17 protein-coding genes are annotated in these 20,349 nt (G+C 64.6%); 7 read left to right on the top strand and 10 right to left on the bottom strand.

Translation table 11 applies throughout. The features are described from left to right. Positions 1 to 54: 54 nt before the first annotated feature. The 3 genes from M2281_RS20905 to rpsU all read right to left on the bottom strand — a co-directional run bounded on the left by M2281_RS20905 (position 55) and on the right by rpsU (position 1,974). Positions 55 to 549, bottom strand: a complete 495-nt coding sequence (locus M2281_RS20905) for a DUF992 domain-containing protein (protein WP_280823112.1) — start codon at positions 547 to 549, stop codon at positions 55 to 57. 188 nt (positions 550 to 737) lie between these two features. Continuing rightward, positions 738 to 1,580 (bottom strand): tetratricopeptide repeat protein, encoded by an 843-nt coding sequence (locus M2281_RS20900; RefSeq protein ID WP_280823111.1) that lies wholly within the window; start codon positions 1,578 to 1,580, stop codon positions 738 to 740. A 145-nt stretch (positions 1,581 to 1,725) separates the two neighbouring features. Further along, positions 1,726 to 1,974: a 30S ribosomal protein S21 gene (gene rpsU, locus M2281_RS20895; RefSeq protein ID WP_106724440.1), complete on the bottom strand. Its 249-nt coding sequence runs from the start codon at positions 1,972 to 1,974 to the stop codon at positions 1,726 to 1,728. Between the two features lie 402 nt (positions 1,975 to 2,376). Between rpsU and M2281_RS20890 the strand changes: the two genes are divergently transcribed. The 5 genes from M2281_RS20890 (at position 2,377) to M2281_RS29145 (ending at position 7,907) form a co-directional block, all read left to right on the top strand. Further along, entirely contained in the window at positions 2,377 to 3,630 is a 1,254-nt protein-coding gene (locus tag M2281_RS20890; RefSeq protein WP_280823110.1) for a sarcosine oxidase subunit beta, read from the top strand. A 13-nt stretch (positions 3,631 to 3,643) separates the two neighbouring features. Continuing rightward, positions 3,644 to 4,033: a sarcosine oxidase subunit delta gene (locus M2281_RS20885; protein ID WP_280823109.1), complete on the top strand. Its 390-nt coding sequence runs from the start codon at positions 3,644 to 3,646 to the stop codon at positions 4,031 to 4,033. Further along, a complete protein-coding gene (locus tag M2281_RS20880; protein WP_280823108.1) occupies positions 4,033 to 7,026 on the top strand; it encodes a sarcosine oxidase subunit alpha in 2,994 nt (997 codons plus the stop codon). Before M2281_RS20885 ends, M2281_RS20880 begins: the two co-directional genes overlap by 1 nt. Continuing rightward, positions 7,019 to 7,579: a sarcosine oxidase subunit gamma gene (locus tag M2281_RS20875; RefSeq protein ID WP_280823107.1), complete on the top strand. Its 561-nt coding sequence runs from the start codon at positions 7,019 to 7,021 to the stop codon at positions 7,577 to 7,579. The genes M2281_RS20880 and M2281_RS20875 overlap by 8 nt, the downstream gene beginning before the upstream one ends. Before the next feature lie 202 nt (positions 7,580 to 7,781). Beyond that, on the top strand, positions 7,782 to 7,907 hold the full coding sequence (locus M2281_RS29145) for a hypothetical protein (protein ID WP_342394270.1): 126 nt from the start codon (positions 7,782 to 7,784) through the stop codon (positions 7,905 to 7,907). A gap of 89 nt (positions 7,908 to 7,996) precedes the next feature. Here the strand turns inward: M2281_RS29145 and M2281_RS20865 are convergent, their stop codons facing one another. From M2281_RS20865 to M2281_RS20850, 4 genes are all read right to left on the bottom strand, one after another. After that, the gene (locus tag M2281_RS20865; RefSeq protein WP_280823105.1) at positions 7,997 to 9,883 is read right to left on the bottom strand and encodes an MFS transporter; all 1,887 of its coding nucleotides are present in this window, start codon (positions 9,881 to 9,883) and stop codon (positions 7,997 to 7,999) included. A gap of 165 nt (positions 9,884 to 10,048) precedes the next feature. Then, positions 10,049 to 11,083, bottom strand: a complete 1,035-nt coding sequence (locus tag M2281_RS20860) for a phosphotransferase family protein (RefSeq protein WP_280823104.1) — start codon at positions 11,081 to 11,083, stop codon at positions 10,049 to 10,051. After that, positions 11,080 to 11,562 carry a MaoC family dehydratase gene (locus M2281_RS20855; protein ID WP_280823103.1) on the bottom strand — a complete coding sequence of 161 codons (483 nt, stop codon included), beginning with the start codon at positions 11,560 to 11,562 and terminating at the stop codon, positions 11,080 to 11,082. Before M2281_RS20855 ends, M2281_RS20860 begins: the two co-directional genes overlap by 4 nt. Before the next feature lie 18 nt (positions 11,563 to 11,580). Beyond that, positions 11,581 to 12,396: an SDR family oxidoreductase gene (locus tag M2281_RS20850; protein WP_280823102.1), complete on the bottom strand. Its 816-nt coding sequence runs from the start codon at positions 12,394 to 12,396 to the stop codon at positions 11,581 to 11,583. 149 nt (positions 12,397 to 12,545) lie between these two features. Between M2281_RS20850 and M2281_RS20845 the strand changes: the two genes are divergently transcribed. Beyond that, on the top strand, positions 12,546 to 13,787 hold the full coding sequence (locus tag M2281_RS20845; RefSeq protein WP_280823101.1) for an acyl-CoA dehydrogenase family protein: 1,242 nt from the start codon (positions 12,546 to 12,548) through the stop codon (positions 13,785 to 13,787). A 74-nt stretch (positions 13,788 to 13,861) separates the two neighbouring features. Continuing rightward, a complete protein-coding gene (locus M2281_RS20840; protein WP_280823100.1) occupies positions 13,862 to 14,902 on the top strand; it encodes an alcohol dehydrogenase catalytic domain-containing protein in 1,041 nt (346 codons plus the stop codon). 30 nt (positions 14,903 to 14,932) lie between these two features. Here the strand turns inward: M2281_RS20840 and M2281_RS20835 are convergent, their stop codons facing one another. The 3 genes from M2281_RS20835 to M2281_RS20825 all read right to left on the bottom strand — a co-directional run bounded on the left by M2281_RS20835 (position 14,933) and on the right by M2281_RS20825 (position 20,276). Next, positions 14,933 to 18,061 carry an efflux RND transporter permease subunit gene (locus tag M2281_RS20835; RefSeq protein ID WP_280823099.1) on the bottom strand — a complete coding sequence of 1,043 codons (3,129 nt, stop codon included), beginning with the start codon at positions 18,059 to 18,061 and terminating at the stop codon, positions 14,933 to 14,935. Between the two features lie 14 nt (positions 18,062 to 18,075). Beyond that, complete coding sequence (locus tag M2281_RS20830; protein ID WP_280823098.1) at positions 18,076 to 19,230, bottom strand: efflux RND transporter periplasmic adaptor subunit; 1,155 nt, start codon at positions 19,228 to 19,230, stop codon at positions 18,076 to 18,078. 218 nt (positions 19,231 to 19,448) lie between these two features. Then, the gene (locus tag M2281_RS20825) at positions 19,449 to 20,276 is read right to left on the bottom strand and encodes a MurR/RpiR family transcriptional regulator (RefSeq protein ID WP_280823097.1); all 828 of its coding nucleotides are present in this window, start codon (positions 20,274 to 20,276) and stop codon (positions 19,449 to 19,451) included. Between the last annotated feature and the right edge of the window lie 73 nt (positions 20,277 to 20,349).

The following is a 20,349-nucleotide window of genomic DNA, read 5'->3' as shown; positions in this document are numbered from 1 at the left end:
ATGAGGCGAATGGCGGCCAGGTGCGCAATGCCGGCCGCCATTCGTCAAAATGGCCTACGGGGCAATGTCGCTGACCAGTTCCAGCTTGGCGGCCGTGGCTGCCGCGTTAACCCCGCTTTGTGCCTGCACGCTCAATGGCTGCAGGGCAAAGCTGTGCCAAAATCCGCCGACCAGCAGATTGGCACCCACGCCGAGGCCTGCGGTCGCTTCGGCGTTGGCCCCCACATACCAGCCGGCCAGCCGTCCGGGCAGGTATGCGTCCCATGTCGGGGCGATGACGCACCATATCAGCTTGCCCTGATCGGTCAGTCCGACATCGATGCCGAGCTTGTCGATGCGGCCATGGTAGGTCTCGAGCGGGAAGCTGCTGTCGACGCTCTGGAAGGTGCAGGCAACCTCCTTGCTCGAACCTATGATGAAGCTCGCGCCGCCGCCGATCGCGCAGGTAAGCCAGCCGACCCTGAAGCCGTTGGCATGCGCCTGGGTGGTAAAAGTCGAAGCAGTCACGGAGGCAGCCAGCATTGCCGCCACAATGAGGGGGGCTTTCATGGAGTTGATCCCTTCGCTTTTGAAAAATCGCTAATAAAGAAACCCCGGCAAATAGCGCCGATTGGCGGGATAACCCGGCAACGGCCCGCAAAGTTCCCGACTGAGAAGGGCCAAGCGAAATTCGTCGCAAACGAAAACACCCGGCAGAATCTGCCGGGTGTTCGTAAAGGGTGAAGCTGCGGGAGTGGCTAGCCGCGTGTGCGCGACAGGCCTTCGGTTGCCGGCTTGTAGTTCGGGTCGAGCCGGGCCGCCTGAGCGTAGGAGCGGGCGGCCTTGGCCTTGTCGCCGCGGCGCTCATAGATCAGCGCCTGGTTGGCCCAGCTTTCGGCGATGTTTCCGTCGAGCTTGATGGCCATGTTGAAGTCGGCAAAGGCGTTGTCCTCGTCCTTCATGGCGAGATAGGAGAGGCCGCGGCCGTTGTAGGGCTCGGCGGCGTCCGGCGCCAGCGAGATGGCCTTCGAGAAGTCTTCAATGGCGTAGGCGTGCTGGCCCTGCAGCTGATAGATCAGGCCGCGATTGTGGTAGGCGCGCGGGTCGGTGGTGTCTAGCTGGATGGCTCGCTGGAAGTCGTTGAAAGCGTCCTGCGTGCGGCCGGCTTTCCGGTAGAGATTGCCGCGGCCGATATAGGCGGCGTCATAGTTCGAATTGATCTGCAGCGCCTTGCTGTAGTCGGCAACCGCAGAGTTCTGGTCGCCGAGCGAGCGGTAGATCAGCGCGCGGTTTGCATAGGCCTGGTAGAAGTCCGGGCGAAGCTGGATGGCGGTGTCGAAATCCTTCAGCGCCTCGCGGTACTTGCCGCCGCGACCGTAGGCCGAGCCGCGGACGTTATAGGCTTCCGGATCCTGCGGATTGCGCGCGATCACCGAGGACAGCGACGAGATGTTTCCACTCGCTCCCTGTGCGGTGTCGATGCTGCTGATTTCGCCGGCCGGCCCCGACTGACAGGCTGCGAGCGCCAGGCCGGAAAGCATCGTCGCGACCATCGCTGGGCCGCGCCAGAGGTTCCTACGGGCGCCGATCACTGCTTCCATCGCTGCTATTCCCTTCCATGCCGCGGAACATCCCTCGCGCCCAGCGGCAGATAAAGCTCTTTCCGAACAAAAACAAAAAGGTGGCGGTGACAGCGTGTCACCCCACCTTCCGCTATCCTCGGAAAAGGACGAAAACTTGGCGAGATTAACGCGCCGGACGAGCTGCGGCGGCCGGGCGCGGCGTCATCGGCAGCAGGCCTTCACGCTGGGCGCGCTTACGAGCCAGCTTGCGGGCGCGGCGAACGGCCTCGGCCTTCTCGCGAGCACGCTTTTCCGAAGGCTTCTCGTAGTGGCCGCGCATCTTCATTTCACGGAAGATGCCTTCACGCTGCATCTTCTTCTTGAGGGCGCGAAGCGCCTGATCAACGTTATTGTCGCGGACGAGTACCTGCACGGGCGATCCTGTCTTTCCGGTTCGAATTCGATAATGCGGGGCGAATAGCTACTGCTGTCGCAGCGCTCACCACCGCGAATTGGGGCGCCTGATAGCAGAATCAAGCGGCGCTGTCGAGAGGCGATTGGACAAAAGCCTGAAAACCCGCTGGATAAAGCGCGAGTGTTGTCAAAACCAGTCGTCGCAACCACTATGGCCCCTTCGGGATGGAGGTCAACAGGAAATCTCCGCGGCGGAATCGGGAAAGCGGCTCCGGCAGGCCTAATGTCGCAGTCGATGCTGGCGCAAAGCGGCAAGCGCCGTCGCAAACAGCGCAAAGCTGGTCCTGGCTTTTCGCTAGTGGTACACCTCGCCCGTCTGAATCAGGGACGACTTCTTCCGGCATCCACGAGGCCCAAGCCCATGCGGAAATATTCGGTATTTGCCATCGCCCGCGAAGCCATGCGCGGTCACAAGGGCTGGGAGGAACAATGGTCCTCGCCCGAGCCGAAGGCTGAATACGACGTCATCATCGTCGGCGCCGGCGGCCACGGCCTGGCCACCGCCTACTATCTTGCCAAGGAACACGGCATCACCAATGTCGCGGTGATCGAGAAGGGCTGGCTGGGCGGCGGCAACACCGGCCGCAACACCACCATCATCCGTTCCAACTATCTCTATGACGAATCCGCCGGCATCTACGACCATGCCGTGAAGCTGTGGGACGGCCTTAGCCAGGACCTCAACTACAACGTCATGTACTCGGCGCGCGGCGTGATGATGCTCGCGCACAATGTGCACGACGTTCAGGTGCTCAAGCGCCATGTCCATGCCAACCGGCTGAACGGCGTCGACAACGAATATCTGACGCCCGAGCAGGCCAAGGAATTCTGCCCGCCGCTCAACATCTCCAAGGATGCGCGCTATCCGGTAATGGGCGCAACGCTGCAGCGGCGCGGCGGCACGGCCCGCCATGACGCGGTGGCCTGGGGCTATGCGCGCGGCGCCTCGGCGCGCGGCGTGCACATCATCCAGAACTGCGAGGTCACCGGCATCCGGCGCGCGTCCAATGGCGCGGTCACGGGCGTCGAAACCTCGCGCGGCTTCATCGGCGCCAAGAAGGTCGGCGTGGTGGCAGCCGGCCATACATCGGTGCTGATGGACATGGCCGGCGTTCGCATGCCGCTGGAAAGCTATCCGCTGCAGGCACTGGTGTCCGAGCCGGTCAAGCCGGTGTTCCCCTGCGTGGTGATGTCGAACACGGTGCACGCCTATATCTCGCAGTCCGACAAGGGCGAGCTGGTCATCGGCGCCGGCACCGACCAGTACACCTCCTATTCGCAGACCGGCGGGCTCCACATCCTCAACCACACGCTCGACGCGATCTGCGAGATGTTCCCCATGTTCACGCGCATGAAGATGCTGCGTTCGTGGGGCGGCATCGTTGACGTCACGCCAGACCGCTCGCCGATCCTGGCCAAGACGCCGGTGCAGGGGCTCTATGTCAATTGCGGCTGGGGCACGGGCGGCTTCAAGGCCACGCCTGGCTCGGGCCATGTGTTTGCCCACACCATTGTGCGCGACGAGCCGCATCCGATCAACGCGCCGTTCACGCTGGAGCGCTTCCGCACCGGCCGTCTGATCGACGAAGCTGCCGCGGCAGCCGTGGCTCACTGAGGGGGACCAGAAAATGCTTTTGATCCGCTGCCCCTATTGCGAAGAAGAGCGTCCGGAACTCGAGTTCCGCAATGCCGGCGAGGCGCATATCGCGCGCTCGACCAACATTGCCGCCGAGAGCGACGAGGACTTCGAAAAGTTCTTCTTCATCCGCTCCAATCCCAAGGGCATCATTTTCGAGCGCTGGCGCCATATTCATGGCTGCGCGCGCTTCTTCAACGCGGTGCGCGACACCGTCAGCGACAAGTTCGTGATGACCTACAAGGCCGGTGAGCCCAAGCCTGACCTGGCCAAGATAATGAAGACCGACAAGCCGGCGGCCGTGGCCGCCGAGGTCGATCCGCAGGAAGAAAAAGCCAAGAAGCCGGCCGCCAAGCGCGCCGCACAGAAGGGAGACGCGTGATGGCCGCCACGCACCGCATTGCAGGCCAGGGCCGACTGACCCCGGCAAAGACACTGCGCTTCACCTTCGACGGCCAGCAGCTGACCGGCCTTGCCGGCGACACGCTGGCTTCGGCGCTGCTCGCCAACGGCATCCACCTCGTCGGCCGTTCGTTCAAGTACCACCGCCCGCGCGGCATCCTCTCGGCCGGTGCCGAGGAGCCGAACGCGCTGGTCGGTGTCGAGCGTGACGCCACCCGCAAGACGCCGAACGTGCGCGCGACCGTGCAGGAGCTCTATGACGGGTTGAAGGTCAACTCGCAGAACCGCTGGCCGTCGCTGTCCTTCGACGTCGGCGCGGTGAACGACATTGCCTCGCCGATGTTCTCTGCCGGCTTCTACTACAAGACCTTCATGTGGCCGAAGGCGGCCTGGAAGAGCTTTTACGAGCCGCAGATCCGCTCGGCTGCCGGTCTGGGCGTAGCGCCCGACCAGCCCGACTCCGACCACTATTCCGCCCGCTACGAGCACTGCGACGTGCTGGTGCTGGGCGGCGGTGCTTCTGGTATCGCTGCCGCACTTGCTGCGGCCGAGACGGGCGCACGCGTGATCCTGGCCGACGAGCAGGCTGAATTCGGTGGTGCGCTCCGCTTCGAAGCCGGTGCAGTGATCGACGGTTCCGATGGCTGGAGCTGGGCCCAGGCGACGGTGGCAAAGCTTGCGGCCATGGACAATGTGCGCCTGCTGTCGCGCACGACTGCCTTCGGCTACTACGCGCAGAACTTCGTCGGTCTCGTCGAGCGCGTGACCGACCATGTGGCAACTCCCGACCGCGACGTGCCGCGCGAGCGCCTCTGGCAGGTGCGCGCCAAGCGCGTGGTGCTGGCCTCTGGCGCCATCGAGCGCCACATGGTGTTTGCCGACAACGACCGTCCGGGCGTGATGCTGGCGTCTGCCGCGCGCACCTATCTCAACCACTATGGCGTGGCCGTCGGCAAGAATGTCGGCGTGTACACGGCCAATGACAGCGCCTATGCGGCGGCGATCGATCTCAAGAAGGCCGGCGTGAATATCGCGGCCATCGTCGACCTGCGCGACAACCCGTCGGGCGAACTGGTCGAGCAGGCGCGTGCGCTCGGTATCGAGATCAACCACGGCCGCGCGGTTGTTCGTACGGCCGGCCGCCTGCGCGTGTCGTCCATGACCATCCAGCCGAAGAATGGCGGCGGCGAGCGCACCATTCCGGTAGACGCGCTCTTGATGTCGGCAGGCTGGACGCCTTCGGTGCATCTGTTCTCGCAGTCGCGCGGCAAGGTCGCCTTCGACGACGAGACCAAGCGCTTCCTGCCCGGTACCTATGCACAGGACTGCGTATCGGTCGGCGCCTGCAACGGCACCGACGGTCTCGCGGCCAGCGTCGAGGAAGCCTATGCGGCCGGCGCGAAGGCGGCCAAGGAAGCTGGTGCCAAGGCCGGCAAAGGCGCAAAGCCCAAGGTCGAGGCGAGCGAAAGCTGGTCGCGCGGCATGCTGGGCGCTGGTCCCGGCGCCGGACCGGACACGACCGTCAAGGCTTTTGTCGACTTCCAGAACGACGTGACCGCCAAGGACATTCGCCTCGCCGTGCGCGAAGGCATGCGCTCCATCGAGCACGTCAAGCGCTTCACCACCAACGGCATGGCGACCGACCAGGGCAAGACGTCCAACATGCACGGCCTGGCGATTGCCGCCGAGACGCTGGACAAGCCGATCCCGCAGGTGGGCCTCACCACCTTCCGTGCGCCCTATACCCCGGTAACCTTCGGCTCGATCGTCAACCACGGCCGCGGCGCGCTGTTCGACCCGACTCGCAAGACGTCGATGCACGGCTGGGCCGAGGCGCAGGGCGCTGTGTTCGAGGATGTCGGCCAGTGGAAGCGCGCCTGGTACTTCCCGAGAGCCGGCGAAGACATGCATGCGGCCGTCAACCGAGAATGCGTGACGGTGCGCAAGTCGGCCGGCCTGTTCGATGCCTCCACCCTCGGCAAGATCGAGGTGGTGGGACCGGATGCGGCCAAGTTCATGGAGCTGCTCTACACCAATCCGTGGGAGAAGCTGGAGCCCGGCCGTTGCCGCTATGGCATCATGCTGCGCGAAGACGGTTTTATCTATGACGACGGCGTGGTGGGCCGATTGGCGGCTGACCGCTTCCATGTGACGACGACGACGGGCGGCGCCGCCCGCGTCATGAACCACATGGAAGACTATCTGCAGACCGAGTTCCCGCATCTCAATGTCTGGCTGTCCTCGGTGTCCGAGCAGTGGGCGGTGATTGCCGTCCAGGGCCCGAACTCGCGCAAGATCATCGAGCCGCTGGTCGAGGGCATCGACCTGTCGGACGAAGCGATGCCGCATATGTCGGTGCGCGAAGGCAAGATCTGCGGCGTGCCGACCCGGCTCTTCCGCATGTCCTTCACCGGCGATCGCGGCTTCGAAGTCAACGTCCCGGCCGATTACGGCCAGGCGGTGTGGGAAGCGCTGTGGGCCGAGGGCCAGAAGCATGGCGCCTGCGCCTACGGCACCGAGGCGATGCACATTCTGCGTGCCGAGAAGGGCTACATCATCGTCGGCCAGGACACTGACGGCACCGTCACCTGCAACGACGCCGGGCTCGACTGGGCGGTGGGCAAGAAGAAGACCGACTTCGTCGGCATTCGCGGCATGGCCCGTCCGGACCTGATCGCCCAGGGCCGCAAGCAGCTCGTCGGCCTCAAGACCAAGGACCCCAAGGAGGTGCTGGAGGAGGGCGCGCAGGTCGTCGCCGATCCGAAGCAGCCGATCCCGATGAAGATGATCGGTCACGTCACCTCCAGCTATTGGTCGGAGAACTGCGGTCGCTCGATTGCGATGGGGCTGGTGGCCGGCGGTCGCGACCGCGTGGGCCAGACGCTGTATGTGCCGATGCCCGACCGAGTGATCGAAGTGGAAGTGACCGGCACCGTGTTCTTCGACGAGAAGGGAGAGCGCCTCAATGGCTAAGGCTGCAACCATCACCGTGGCGCGCGCGCCGGCCCAGGCTGGACGCGACTTTTCAGCGAAGGGCGTGAAGCTTGCCGTGCTCGCGCCGGCCGAGCGGATTTCGCTGCGTGCGCCGGAAGCCTCCGTCGCGGCGCTTTCCAAGGCGCTCGGCGTGACGCTGCCGCAGAAGGCGAAGACCTCCGCCAGCAAGGATGGCCGCACCGCGCTGTGGCTCGGCCCGGACGAATGGCTGGTCATTGACGAGAAGGGCAACGACCCGCTGGCCGATTGCGCCGGCGTCAACCAGTTGCATTCGGCAGTCGGCATCTCGCACCGCAACGTCGCCATCTCGGTGACCGGGCCCGCTGCTGCCGCCTGCATCAATGCCGGCTGCCCGCAGGACCTGTCGCTGGCGGGGTTCCCGGTCGGCGCCTGCTCGCGCACCATTTTGGGGAAGTCCGAGATCCTGCTGCTGCGCACGGCCGAGGATGCCTTCCGGGTCGAGTGCTGGCGCTCGTTCTCGGACTACGTCTTCACCTTCCTGGCGCAGGCTGCGACCGACGCGGCCGCATAAACGGCAAAGACATCTGCGAGGCAACACAGCCCGCTCTGCTCTTCGAGGCAGGGCGGGCTTTTTGTTGCGGAACCTTCGATGGAACGGGGGCGTTTGGCTTCGGGATATCGAGGTAGAACCTATGCCCAGATCACCAGTTCAGCATCGGAGCCACGGCACGAAGAAATCACCCGCCGTGCGCTCGCTCGAGCGTGAGCAGCGCATGCGGGCGAGAAAAAGCAAGGAAGAGCAACTCGAAGAAGGTCTCGAGGACACTTTTCCGGCGAGCGATCCGATTTCGGTGACCTCGACCACCATTCCAGGCGGGCCGAAGAAGCGCACGCATTAGACAAGACGGGTTGGCTTTTCGCATCCGAAAAGAAAAACCCCGGCAGACAGAGCTGCGGGGGTTTTCATTTTCAATGCGCTCGAGGCGGCTTACTTGATCGCGTTGAGGTCGACGCCCTTGGTGTCCCGGATGAAGATCATGCCGATGATCAGCGACATCGCCGCGATCGAGATCGGGTACCAGAGGCCGTAGTAGATATCGCCCTTGAAGGCGCTCATCGCGAACACGGTTGCCGGCAGCAGGCCGCCGAACCAGCCGTTGCCGATGTGATAGGGCAGCGACATGCCGGTGTAGCGGATGCGGGTGGGGAACATTTCCACCAGGATCGCCGCGATCGGCCCGTAGACCATCGTGACGTAGAGCACGAGGATGAACAGGATGAGGATCGTCAGCGGCCAGTTCACCGCCGAGGGATCGGCGATCATCTTGAAGGCACCGCTGGCGGCGATGGTATAGACCGGCATTTCGGTAGCACTGCCCGCTTCTTCCGCGGTGATCGCCTTGCTGGCAATGAGGTCGGCCACCGGAACCATCGTCTTTTCGCCGCCGCGGATCGCGGTGGCGTCGAGCTTCAGTTCGGGATTGGCGGCGACGAAGGTATCGAGCTTGACGTCGGGAACCTTCGAGGCCTCGCGCACCAGCGGGTAGCCGGCGTCGTGCAACGCAATGTTGACCCCCTTGGCGAAGGCCGCCTGCTTGGCCTTGGCCTGATCGCCGGCGGCGATCGCATCGAAGGATTCGATCGTCTCGTCGCCGATCTTCACTGATGCCGGAGTGCCGGGCGCGGCAGTAGCCACCACGTCATATGGCACCGAATTGTTGGTGAGGAACGCAGTCGCGATATCGCAGGATGTGGTGAATTTCGCCGTTCCGGTCGGGTTGAACTGGAACCTGCAGTCGCCCGGCGCGGCAGTCACCGTTGCGCGGACGTTCTGCTGGGCGGTGGCCAGCGCTGGATTGGCGGCCCAGGTCAGCGCCTTGAACAGCGGGAAGTAGGTCACGACGGCGAGCGCAAGGCCCAGCATGATGATCGGCTTGCGGCCGATCTTGTCGGACAGCCAGCCGAAGAAAACGAAGAAGACGGTGCCAAGCGCGAGCGCGGTCGCGATCATGATGTTGACCGAATAGGCGTCGACCTTCAGCACGTTCTGCAGGAAGAACAGCGCGTAGAACTGGCCCGCATACCACACCACGGCCTGGCCCGCGGTGAGGCCGAGCAGCGCCAGAAGCGCGATCCTTGCGTTCTTCCACTGGCCGAAGGCTTCCTTCAGCGGCGCCTTGGAACCCTTGCCCTCTTCCTTCATCTTCTTGAAGGCCGGCGACTCGTTCAAGGTCAGTCGAATCCAGACCGAGATGCCAAGCAGCACCACCGAGATCAGGAAGGGCACGCGCCAGCCCCAAGCCTTGAAGGCGTCGGCACCGAGCCAGCTCTGGACGAGCAGAATGAGGATCAGCGACAGGAAGAGGCCGAGCGTGGCCGTGGTCTGGATCCACGAGGTGTAGAAGCCGCGGCGGTCGTTGGGCGCATGTTCGGCCACATAGGTGGCGGCACCGCCATATTCGCCGCCCAGCGCAAGGCCTTGCAGCATGCGCAGCGCGATCAGGATGATCGGGGCGGCGATGCCGATGGACGCCGAGCCGGGCAGTAGGCCGACCAGGAATGTCGATGAACCCATGATGAGGATGGTGATCAGGAAGGTGTATTTGCGGCCGACGAGGTCGCCGATGCGGCCGAACACCAACGCGCCGAAGGGGCGCACCAGGAAGCCGGCGGCAAACGCCAGCAGCACGAAGATGTTGCGCGTGGCTTCCGGATATTCGCTGAAGAACGCCGCGCCGATGAAGGCTGCCAGCGAACCGTAGAGATAGAAGTCATACCATTCGAAGACCGTGCCCAGCGAGGAGGCGAAGATGACCTTCTTTTCCTCCCGGGTCATGCCGCGTGGCGATGTGCCAGCGCTTGCTGCCATTGTCATTTGCTTGTCCTCCCAGACGTTTCACCGCAGCCGCCGCCGGCACGCAAAAGGACTGCGCTCCTATCGGCCCATTTCGGTAGGTTAATTTACGCTTACGTAGGGGGAGGGACCATCAATCCTTTGGTTCTATAACCTTAGTATAAGGCTGGCATCGCGGCCCAGGCCTCAGACGGCCTCGTCGATCAGCCCTGCGGCGAGCTGCGACAGCAGCGTCACCGCTTCGCCATACATCCTCGCCTTTTCCGGATTGGAGGCGTTGCCGTCGAGTGCGCGCCTGTAGACGCCCTGGCAGATGGCGGCGAGGCGGAAGAAGGAGAAGGCGAGGCAGAAGGTCCAGCCCGGAATGCCGGTAAGCCCGCGCCGGCGGCAATAGGCGGCGACATAGGCTTCCTCGCTCGGCAAGCCGAGTGCGGCGCGGTCGATGCCGCCCAGCCCGCGGAAGCCCGAAGCGTGCGGCAGGCGCCATTGCATGCACTGGTAGGCAATGTCGGCGAAGGGATGACCGAGGGTCGAGAGCTCCCAGTCGAGCACGGCCACGACTTTGGGCGTGTCGTGCGCGAAGATCATGTTGTCGAGCCGGTAGTCGCCATGCACCAGCGCATGGACGCCGTCGTCGGCCGGCATGTTCTGCTCCAGCCAGCCGATCAGCCTGTCCATCTCCAAAATGGTTTCGGTTTCTGAAGCCCGATATTGGCTGGTCCAGCGTGCGAGCTGGCGTTCGAAATAGCTGCCGGGCCTTCCGAAATCGGTGAGCCCCACGGCTTCGACATCGATGTCGTGCAAGGCTGCGAGCGTCGTGTTCATCGCATCGTAGATCGCGGCGCGTTCGGCGCTGGAAGTGACGTCAGGGAGTGCCGGGTCCCAGAAGATGCGGCCTTCGACGAACTCCATGACGTAGAACATGCGGCCGATGGGCGAGGCCTCGTCCGACAGATGCAGTACCTTCGGCACCGGCACGGCGCTGCCTGCGAGCGCCCGCATGACGCGATATTCGCGATCCACCTGATGCGCCGACTTGAGCAGCTGGCCCGACGGCTTGGCGCGCAGAACGTAGCGGCCGCTTTGCGCCTTCAGCAGGTAGGTGGGATTGGACTGGCCGGCGCAAAACTTCTCGATTGCCTGGAGGCCGTGAAATCCGGGGACTCCGGCTTCCAGATAAGGCGCAAGCGCCTCGGTATCGAGAAGATTTGGATCGCTCATTCAGTGCCCATCTTGGAGGGATCGACGAACATCAGCGTCAGCCAGCGCGCCGTCAGTGCCGGCTTGACCGAGTTCTCGATCTCGATCGTCACATCATGGGTGATCTGGATCCAGCCGGACGGGCGCACCTTCACATCGGCCAGGAAGAAGCGGGTGCGGATCCGCGAGCCCGTCTTCACCGGCGCTACGAACTTGATGTTCTCGAAGCCGTGGTTGATGCCCATGTCGCCGCCTTCCAGCGGCGGGACGGTTTCGTAAGCCATAGTCGACAGCAGCGACAGCGTCAGGAAGCCGTGCGCGATGGTGCCGCCGAAGGGCGTTTCGGCTGCCGCGCGCTCGGGGTCGCAATGGATGAACTGATGATCGTCGGTCGCATCGCCGAACTGGTCGATCATCTTCTGGGTGACGACGCGCCAGGGCGAAACGCCGACCTCGGTGCCGACGCCGGACTGGAGCTGGTCAATGGTAATCGGTTTCAAGCAAGTCGCCTTTTCAAATCATTCCGTGAAGGGCGGCAAGCCGTGCTGGACCGACTGGCCGCCATCAATGGGGAGGATGGCACCGGTGACATAGGCGCCCGCCCGGCTGCACAGATACAGGGTTGCGCCGGCAATGTCATCGGGCGCGCCGATCCTGCCCAGAGGAATGCGCGCACCCATGCGCTCGGCCTTTTCCTCCGTGCCGACGGCGAACGCCATCATGCGGCTGGGGAAGGGGCCGGGAGCGAACGCATTGACCGTGATGCGCCGGCTCGCGAACTCGATCGCCAGCATCCGGGTGAGGTGGTGCACGGCGGCCTTGGACGCGGCGTAGGAATAGGCGCGGTCGGCGAAGGGCTGGGTGCCCATGATCGAGCCGAGATTGATGACGCGCGCAGGGTCGGCGTCGCTCGCGGCGGCTTCCATGAGTGGCAAGAGTTCGCGCGTGAGATGAAAGATGCCGGTGACGTTGACGTTCATCACTTTGGACCAGGCGGCGTATGGGAAGGTCTCGTAAGCCTCGCCCCAGGAAATGCCGGCATTGTTGATCAGAATGTTCAAGACCCCGGTACGACTCTTCACTTCCTCGGCAAGCGCCAGAAGGCCGTTCTCCGTGCTTACGTCGGCGGCGAAGCCTTCGGCATGGCCGGGCGCGTCGAGCGCATTCAACTCGGCCGCGACGCGCTCGCAATCGGCGCCCTTGCGCGAGGCGATCAGCACGCGCGCGCCTGCCCGCACCAGCGCGGTGGCGGCCATGCGCCCGATGCCGGTGGCCGCACCCGTGACCAGCGCCGTCTTGCCTTCGACCGAAAAGAGTTCCTCCAGATAGGACATGCCGCCTTCCCCCGGTTTGGCGCGCAGGCGCCTCGCGTTGACAACCCGCCGGGTAGAATGTTCAGCTTTCGGGCGCCCGTAAAGGCCCGGCGGGATCACGGTCGGTGTGACGCTGCTCGCTCGGGTTCGGCTCAAGGGGAGGAAACGCGATGTCGGAGATGGCCCTTGGCATGACGGAGCGGCTGAAGCCGATCCATGAGCGCGTGGCGCGCATGGTGCGAGAGGAGATCATGCCGCTCGACGAGGAATTTCTGGCCGAGGTCGGCCGGGGCGACGACCGCTGGGGCTACACGCCGCGCCAGACCGAAATCCTCGAAGGCCTGAAGGCCAAGGCGCGCGAACGCGGCCTGTGGAATTTCTGGCTGACCGACTCGACGCGCGGCTATGGGCTGACGACCGTCGAATATGCCTATCTCGCCGAAGAGATGGGGAAGGCGCATCTGGGCGCCGAGACCTTCAACTGCTCGGCGCCCGACACCGGCAACATGGAGGTGCTGGAGCGCTATGGCAGCGCCGAGCAGAAGCAGCGCTGGCTGCCGCCGCTGCTGGAAGGCAAGATCCGCTCGGCCTATCTGATGACCGAGCCTGACGTCGCCTCGTCGGACGCCACCAACATCGCCATGCGCTGCGAGCGCGACGGCGACGACTTTGTACTGAACGGCGAAAAGTGGTGGGCGTCGGGTGCCGGCGACCCGCGCTGCAAGATCTATATCGTCATGGTCAGGACCGGCGGCGACGATGCGCCCAAGCATCTGCGGCATTCGATGGTGCTGGTGCCGGCCGACACGCCGGGCATCACCAAGCTTCGCGCCATGCGGGTCTATGGCGACGACGACGCACCGCACGGCCACATGCATCTGAGCTTCCAAGACGTACGTGTCCCGGTATCCAACCTGGTCCTCGGCGAGGGCAGGGGATTCGAGATCGCGCAGGGTCGGCTCGGGCCGGGACGCATCCACCACTGCATGCGCGCCATCGGCCAGGCCGAGCGGGCGCTGGAGCTGATGTGCACGCGCTCGCTGTGGCGCGAGGCGTTCGGCCGGAAGCTGGCGGAGCTGGGCGCGAATTTCGACATCATTGCCGAGTGCCGAATGGAGATCGAGATGGCGCGGCTGCTGTGCCTCAAGGCGGCATGGATGATCGACCAGGGCGACGCGCGCGCTGCCGCCCCGTGGATCAGCCAGATCAAGGTCGTTGCCCCGCGCATGGCGCTGAAGGTGACCGACGAGGCAGTGCAGATGTTCGGCGCGCAGGGTATCAGCCAGGACACGCCGCTGGCGCGTGCCTGGACGCATCTGCGGACGCTGCGGCTGGCCGACGGACCCGACGCCGTGCACCGCCGTCAGATCGCGCGGGCGGAACTCAGAAAATACACGCAGGAAAAGCTCTGAGCTTTTGCCTGCGGCCTTTTCGGGCGCACCGCGTTGTAGGGGAAGGCGGACACAGTCAGACAGGGAGTTCTGCCATGACCATTCCTTCGGAAATGAACGCGCTGCTCCTGACCGGCGACGGCTTTACGGACAAGCCCTCGGGCACGGTGCTGGAGGCGATGGAGCCCTATGTCGTGCCGGGGCGCGTCAGTGTTCCGACGCCCAAACCGACCCAGGTTCTGATCAAGGTGGGCCTCGCCTCGATCAATCCGTCCGACGTGATGTTCATCAAGGGGATGTATGGCCAGCCGCGCGTGAAAGGCCAGCCGGCGGGCTTCGAGGGCGTCGGCATGGTGGTAGTGGCCGGCGACGATCCTGCGGCGCAGAGGCTGGCTGGCAAGCGGGTCGCCTTCGCCACCGGCACCAGCAACTGGGGTGCGTGGGCGGAACATGCCGTTGCCGAGGCCGCAGCTTGCATCCCGCTGATCGATGGCGTGCGCGACGAGGATGGAGCGGCGATGATCGTCAATCCGATCACAGCACTTGCCATGTTCGACATCGTGCGCGAGGCGGGCGAAAAGGCGTTTGTCCTAACAGCCGGCGCAAGCCAGCTATCGAAGCTGATCACGGGTGTGGCACACGACGAGGGGTTCAGCCCCATCGCCATCGTGCGCCGCGACGATCAGATCCCGCTACTCAAGAAGGCCGGAGCCGCCCATGTGCTGAATGCCGAGGCGGCGGATTTCGGCAAATCGCTCAAGGAGGTGATGCAGGCCGAGAAGCCGCGCATCTTCCTCGATGCCCTCACCGGGCCGGTGGCAGGTGCGATCTTCGATGCCATGCCCAAGCATGCGCGCTGGATCGTCTATGGCAGGATGGACCCGTCGACCACGCCCATTCCGCAGCCCGGCCAGCTCATCTTCATGTCCAAGCACATCGAAGGTTTTTGGCTGGTGGAATGGATGCGGAGTACGCCGCCCGAACGCAAGTTGCAGGCGGTCATGGAAGCGCAGAAGCGCTTTGCCGATGGCCGCTGGGCAACCGACGTCACCGCCGTCGTGCCGCTTTCGGAGGCGATGAAGCGCGTGCCGGAGGAACTCGCCAAGCCAAACGGCAAGGTGTTCATACGGCCGTAGACCCTCCCTCTCGAGAGGGAGGGAAGGGCGCTACTCCGCCGGCTCCGCGTTGATATAGGCGGCTTCCTGAAGCTCCCGCTTCAGCCGGGCCTCTTCCTCCATCTTCGGCGTGATGAAGCGGCCCAGCAGCAGGTAGGCGACGGGCGTGAGGAACAGCGTCGAGAGCGTTGCCATGCCGAGACCGCCGACGATCACCCAGCCCAGCGCAACGCGCGCTTCAGCACCGGCGCCGGAGGCGAGCACCAGCGGCAGGCCGCCCAGCACCGTACAGATCATGGTCATCATCACCGGGCGCAGGCGAATGTTGGCGGCCTCTTCGATGGCTTCGCGCACGCCCATGCCGCGGTCGCGCAGCTGGTTGGCGAACTCGACGATGAGGATGCCGTTCTTGGCCATGATGCCGACCAGCATGACAAGGCCGATCTGGCTGTAGGCGTTGAGGCTGGTGCCGGTCAGGAGCAGGGCGAACACCGCGCAGGCAAGGCCGAGCGGCACCGTGGCCATGATGATGGCAGCACTGACGAAGCTCTCGAACTGCGCGGCCAGCACCAGCACGATGATGATGAGCGCAAAGCCGAAAACCATCAGCATGGCGCTGTTGCTTTCGTTGAGGGTCGCTGCCTCTGCCAGCGGGATGATGCGGTTGCCGGGCTTCAGCAGCGGCGCTGCGATCTCCTGCGCGCGCTTGAGCGCATCGCCCAGCGCCAAATCGGGGCGCAGGTTGGAGGTGATCGCCACCGAGCGCATCTGCTGCTCGCGCGACAGCGAAGGTGGCACGGCGCGTTCGGTCAGCTTGGCGATGGTCGACATCGGCACGTAGCGGCCGTCGCCGGTGCGCATGAAGATGTTTTCGAGATCGGTGGGGTCGTTGATCGGATTGGTGGTCGACACCAGCTTCACGTCGTAGCTGCGGTCGTCGATGAACACCTTGCCGACCTTGTTGCCGTCCAGCACCGCCTGGATGGCTTGCGCAAGGCCGGTGATGTCGATGCCGAGGTCGGAGGCGCGCTCGCGGTCGATCTCGACCGAAAGCTGCGGCTGGGTGGCATCGTTGCTGAGCCGCGGCTGCTGGAAGCGCGGGTCCTTCTCCATCTCAGCGATGATCTTATTGGCCGTCTCGCCGAGCTGGGAGTAGTTGTTACCGATGATAGCGAACTGCAGGCCGCTGCCGGCGCCGCGAATGCCGAGGCTGTTGGGCGCGACCGGGAAGACGCGCACGCCGGGCACATTGGTCATCAGGCCGGTGATCTGGGTCATGATCTGCTGCTGGCTGCGGTGGCGCTTTTCCCACGGCGCCAGCGACATGACGATGAAGCCGGTGTTGAAGGAGCCGTTTTGGCCGGCGCTGGCGAAGGTGCTTTCGATCTCGCCCGAATCGCGCAGCGGCTGGATCAGTTTTTCGATCTTGCTGATCTGGGCTGTGGTGTAGTCGAGGCTGACGCCCTGCGGCGCCGAAAGGCGCAGCATCACCGTCGAGCGGTCTTCGAGCGGCGTCAGTTCCTGCCTGATCAGGCCGAAGGCGCCGTAAGCTGCGGCGGCAAAGAGCACCGAGACGATGACGACCAGCGCCGGCGCGTTGAGGCAGGCGCGCAGGCAGCGCCGGTAGAGGCCGGAAAGCATGCCGCCCACGCGGCCCATGACGCCGGTGTGCTCATGCTCGCCCGAATGGCCGGCAAGCATGCGCGAGGCGAGCATCGGACACAGTGACAGCGCAACGACGGCCGACAGCGAGACCGAAATCGCAAGCACGAAGCCGAACTCGCGGAACAGGCCGCCGGTCTGGCCGGGCAGGAAGGACAGCGGAATGAACACGGCGGCAAGCGTTGCGGTCGTGGCGATGACGGCAAAGAACACTTCCTGCGTGCCGAGCACTGCAGCCGCGCGCGGGCCCATGCCCTCGTTGCGGCGGCGCACGATGTTCTCCAGCACCACGATGCCGTCGTCCACCACGAGACCCGTTGCCAGCACCAGCGCCAGCAGGGTGAGGATGTTGATGGAGAAGCCCGCGAGATAGATCGCCGCGATGGTGCCGATCAGCGCCACCGGCATTGCCAGGCCCGGGATGAGCGTGGCGCGCCAGTCGAGCAGGAACAGGTAGATGATCAAGAGCACGATCGACACCGACAGGATCAGTGCGATCTCCACCTCATGCACGGCGCCCTTGACGAAGTTGGCGTCGTCGCTGGTGACGCGGATGTTCATGCCGGGCGGCAGCGTCTTCTGGATGGTGGCGGCAGCGGCGCGTACGCCTTCCGAGATGTCGAGCGTGTTGGACTGGGCGGCACGTATGATGCCGAGACCGATGCCGGTCTTGCCATCGGAGCGCAGGGAGGATGCGCCGATGTCCGGACCCATTGTCACGCTCGCAACGTCGCCGAGGCGGGTGTTGCTGCCAATCACGATGCTTTCAAAGGCCTGCGGCGTCGTCACCTGCGCGGTGGTGCGCACGATGATGCTCTGCGCGTTCGTGCTCATGGCGCCCGAGGGCGTGTCGAGCGCGATGGAGGCCAGCGCATTGCGGATGTCGGCGATGGAAAGGCCAACGGTGGCGAGCTTGGTCTGGTCGACGTCGATGCGGAAGATCTTCTGCCGATCGCCATAGGCCTGCACGTCGGCCACGCCCGGCACGGCCGAAAGCACGTCGACGATCTGGTCCTGGACCAGCACAGTCATATCCTCGACGGACATGCTGTCGGAGGTCACGGCCAGGCGCATCACGGCGTCGGAATTGGCGTCGGCCTTGACGATGGTTGGCGGGTCGGCGTCCTCGGGCAGCTGGTTGGTCACGCGGCCGACTGCGTCGCGCATGTCGGAGGCGGCGACGTCGAGATCGACGCCGTCGTTGAATTCGACCGTGACGCGGCTGCGCCCGTAGGAGGAGCTGGAGGAGATCGACTTGACGCCGGTGACGCGGGAGACGGCGCCTTCGAGCGTGGCGGTGAGCTCGCGGTCGATCGTCTCGGCCGCGGCGCCCGTGTAGTTGGTGGTGATGGTGATGACCGGACGGTCGACGTCCGGAAGCTCACGCACTTCGACGCCGAAGAAGGCGGCAAGGCCGGCGACGGCGATCAGCGTGTTGATGACGAAGGCGAGAACGGGACGGCGCACGAAGAGCGCGGTGCTGCCCTTCTCTTCGCCCCCCTTGTTGATGTCGCTCATGCGGCTGCCCTCGCTCACGAGCCGCTGCCGGCAGGCGCGGCTGGTGCCGTGGCGCTGCTGAGAAGAACGTCGCCGCCTTCGCGCACGACGTGGATGCCTTCGGTGACGACGAGGTCGCCTTCTGCAAGCTGGGCATCGACCAGAACGGCTTCCGAGTTGCGCTGGACGATCTGGACGGGCGTGCGCTTGGCCTTGCCGTCGCGGATGGCCCATACGAACGGACCCTCCGTGCCCCACTGGACCGACAGCGGGTCGACCGAGGGATAGGTGTCGCCCGGGAAGCCCATCACGACCTGGAAGGACATGCCGGCGCGCAGCGTGTCGCCCGGATTGTCGATGCGGGCCTGAACCCGCAGCGTGCGGCTCTTTTCATCGAGGCGGTTGTCCACGGCGCTGACCTCGCCCTTGAAACTCTGGCCCGGCCGGGCGACCAGCGCGGCGGTCAGCGGCGCGCCGACCTTGACCGCACCGGCGAAGCGTTCCGATACCCAGAAATCGACGATGATGGACGCGCGGTCGTCTATGGTGGCGACGGTCGTCTGCGTGGTCACGTAGTTGCCGGCCTGGATCGGAAGGATGCCGATGACGCCGGAGATCGGCGCCAGGATGGAGCGGCGCTCGAGCTGCAGTTCGGCGTCGCGCTGGGCGAGCCGGGCATTGTTGAGCGCAACCTCCGTGTCGGCCAGTTGCACGGACGTTGCCGCGTTCGACTGGCGCAGGGTCTTGGTGCGTTCGTATTTGCCTTCGGCGTCCGAAACGGCAAGCTTGGCGCGCTCGACCGCGATCTCTTCGGTCTGCGAATCGAGCTTTGCGATCACCTGGCCGGCTTTCACTAGCGTTCCGGACGCGACCGTCAATTCGGTCATGCGGCCGGCCTCGTAGGGCGTGACGGCAACGGTCGCATTGGCGCGGCCGGTGCCGATCGCCTGCATGCGGTCATTGATCGTCGCGGCCTTGACGGTCGCCGTCACCACGGCGGTCTGCGGAGTGGAGCTGCTGCTGGCGGGCTTGCCGCCCTGGGAAGCTGCGTCTCGCGGCGTCGCCGCATCGGCCCATTCTATGCCCCAGCGGGCGAGGATTTCGGGTGCGCCGGGGAAAAACCGCACCCAGGCTGCTGCTGCCACGGCAAGAAGAACAATGGCAAAAACAATTTGTTTCCAGGCAGCCATAGGCACTCCGGGTCTTTCAAAACGTCAATGTTCGTTTGCCCCGCTTTCCGCGTCCCGAGGAAGCTGAGGCTCATCGTCGGTGTGAGGGCACCGTAAGGGCAGTACAGCGCCTTTATGACGATTTGCCGGCACTCGCGCACCTTAAATATCTGTAACGATTCCCGGCGGGCGAGCTTAACGCTTTGTAAACGAATGATTTTGCTGAGAAGCGCGAGCGGTTAGCGCAATTCTTCCATCTCGCGGATGCGCCGCGCGCTCTCGGCTTCGAGTGCACGGGTCAGCTCGCCGATCAGCGTCTCGGCAACCACGAAAAGGGCCGCGGAGGAGTCCCAGGAGGAGGGAACGGCGGTGCGCCCCGCGATGACATGGCGAGCAAAGCGCGCGATCGGCGACAGCCACTGATCTGTGAACAGGACGATCTCGACCCCGCGCGTATGCGCCTTCTCGGCCAGGCGGATCAGGCTGTCCTGATAGCGGCGGATGTCGAAGATCAGCAGCACGTCGCGCTTGCCCATGTCGATCAGCCGGTCGCGCCAGGTGCTTTCCTGGCCGGTCAGGTGGAAGACGTTGGAGCGCACGATGGTGAGGTGCGCGGCCATGTAATGGGCGATCGGATCGGTGAAGCGGCCGCCGATCAGGAAGATCTTTCCGCGAGGATTGGCGAGACGCGCGACGATTTCGGCGATCTGCTTTTCCGAGACATGGCGAAAGGTCTCATGAATGTTGTTGAGCGTGGCTTCAAGCACCGGCGAGGTCTTGCCGCTGTCGGGCGAGGGGGCGGTGACGGTGCGCGTCAACGGCGACTGCAGCTGGGCGGCCAGCTCATCCTGTAGTGCTGCCTGGAACTCCGGATAGTTGTGGAAGCCGAGGCGCGCCACGAAGCGCAATATGGTCGGCGAGCTGACGCCGGCCTGCTGGGAAAAGTCCGCGACCGTCTTGAGGCCGATCAGGGGATAGTTGGCAACAAGCGTCTGCGCAGCACGCCGCTCGCCGGCGGGCATTGCGTCGATACGTTCCGCAATCAGCTCGGCGATGCTCGATGCCATGGTGCCTCCTCATTTTCCGTCGTGCCGGCGCACAAACTCATTTGACAAAGTTTCGGAATGTGTATGAAATCAT

Source organism: Pseudaminobacter soli (ex Li et al. 2025), assembly GCF_029892515.1.
Lineage (GTDB): Bacteria > Pseudomonadota > Alphaproteobacteria > Rhizobiales > Rhizobiaceae > Pseudaminobacter > Pseudaminobacter soli_A.
This window is presented reverse-complemented; position numbering and strand designations above follow the sequence as displayed.

What these genes read in the sequence shown, in the direction of transcription:
- M2281_RS20875 (WP_280823107.1), top strand. Translation starts at nt 7,019, where the DNA reads ATGGCTAAGGCTGCAACCATCACCGTGGCGCGCGCGCCGGCCCAGGCT.
- M2281_RS20880 (WP_280823108.1), top strand. Translation starts at nt 4,033, where the DNA reads ATGGCCGCCACGCACCGCATTGCAGGCCAGGGCCGACTGACCCCGGCA.
- M2281_RS20865 (WP_280823105.1), bottom strand. Translation starts at nt 9,883, where the DNA reads ATGACAATGGCAGCAAGCGCTGGCACATCGCCACGCGGCATGACCCGG.
- M2281_RS20825 (WP_280823097.1), bottom strand. Translation starts at nt 20,276, where the DNA reads ATGGCATCGAGCATCGCCGAGCTGATTGCGGAACGTATCGACGCAATG.
- M2281_RS20860 (WP_280823104.1), bottom strand. Translation starts at nt 11,083, where the DNA reads ATGAGCGATCCAAATCTTCTCGATACCGAGGCGCTTGCGCCTTATCTG.
- M2281_RS29145 (WP_342394270.1), top strand. Translation starts at nt 7,782, where the DNA reads ATGCGGGCGAGAAAAAGCAAGGAAGAGCAACTCGAAGAAGGTCTCGAG.
- M2281_RS20900 (WP_280823111.1), bottom strand. Translation starts at nt 1,580, where the DNA reads ATGGAAGCAGTGATCGGCGCCCGTAGGAACCTCTGGCGCGGCCCAGCG.
- M2281_RS20885 (WP_280823109.1), top strand. Translation starts at nt 3,644, where the DNA reads ATGCTTTTGATCCGCTGCCCCTATTGCGAAGAAGAGCGTCCGGAACTC.
- M2281_RS20905 (WP_280823112.1), bottom strand. Translation starts at nt 549, where the DNA reads ATGAAAGCCCCCCTCATTGTGGCGGCAATGCTGGCTGCCTCCGTGACT.
- M2281_RS20845 (WP_280823101.1), top strand. Translation starts at nt 12,546, where the DNA reads ATGTCGGAGATGGCCCTTGGCATGACGGAGCGGCTGAAGCCGATCCAT.
- M2281_RS20890 (WP_280823110.1), top strand. Translation starts at nt 2,377, where the DNA reads ATGCGGAAATATTCGGTATTTGCCATCGCCCGCGAAGCCATGCGCGGT.
- M2281_RS20840 (WP_280823100.1), top strand. Translation starts at nt 13,862, where the DNA reads ATGACCATTCCTTCGGAAATGAACGCGCTGCTCCTGACCGGCGACGGC.
- M2281_RS20835 (WP_280823099.1), bottom strand. Translation starts at nt 18,061, where the DNA reads ATGAGCGACATCAACAAGGGGGGCGAAGAGAAGGGCAGCACCGCGCTC.
- M2281_RS20830 (WP_280823098.1), bottom strand. Translation starts at nt 19,230, where the DNA reads ATGGCTGCCTGGAAACAAATTGTTTTTGCCATTGTTCTTCTTGCCGTG.
- M2281_RS20850 (WP_280823102.1), bottom strand. Translation starts at nt 12,396, where the DNA reads ATGTCCTATCTGGAGGAACTCTTTTCGGTCGAAGGCAAGACGGCGCTG.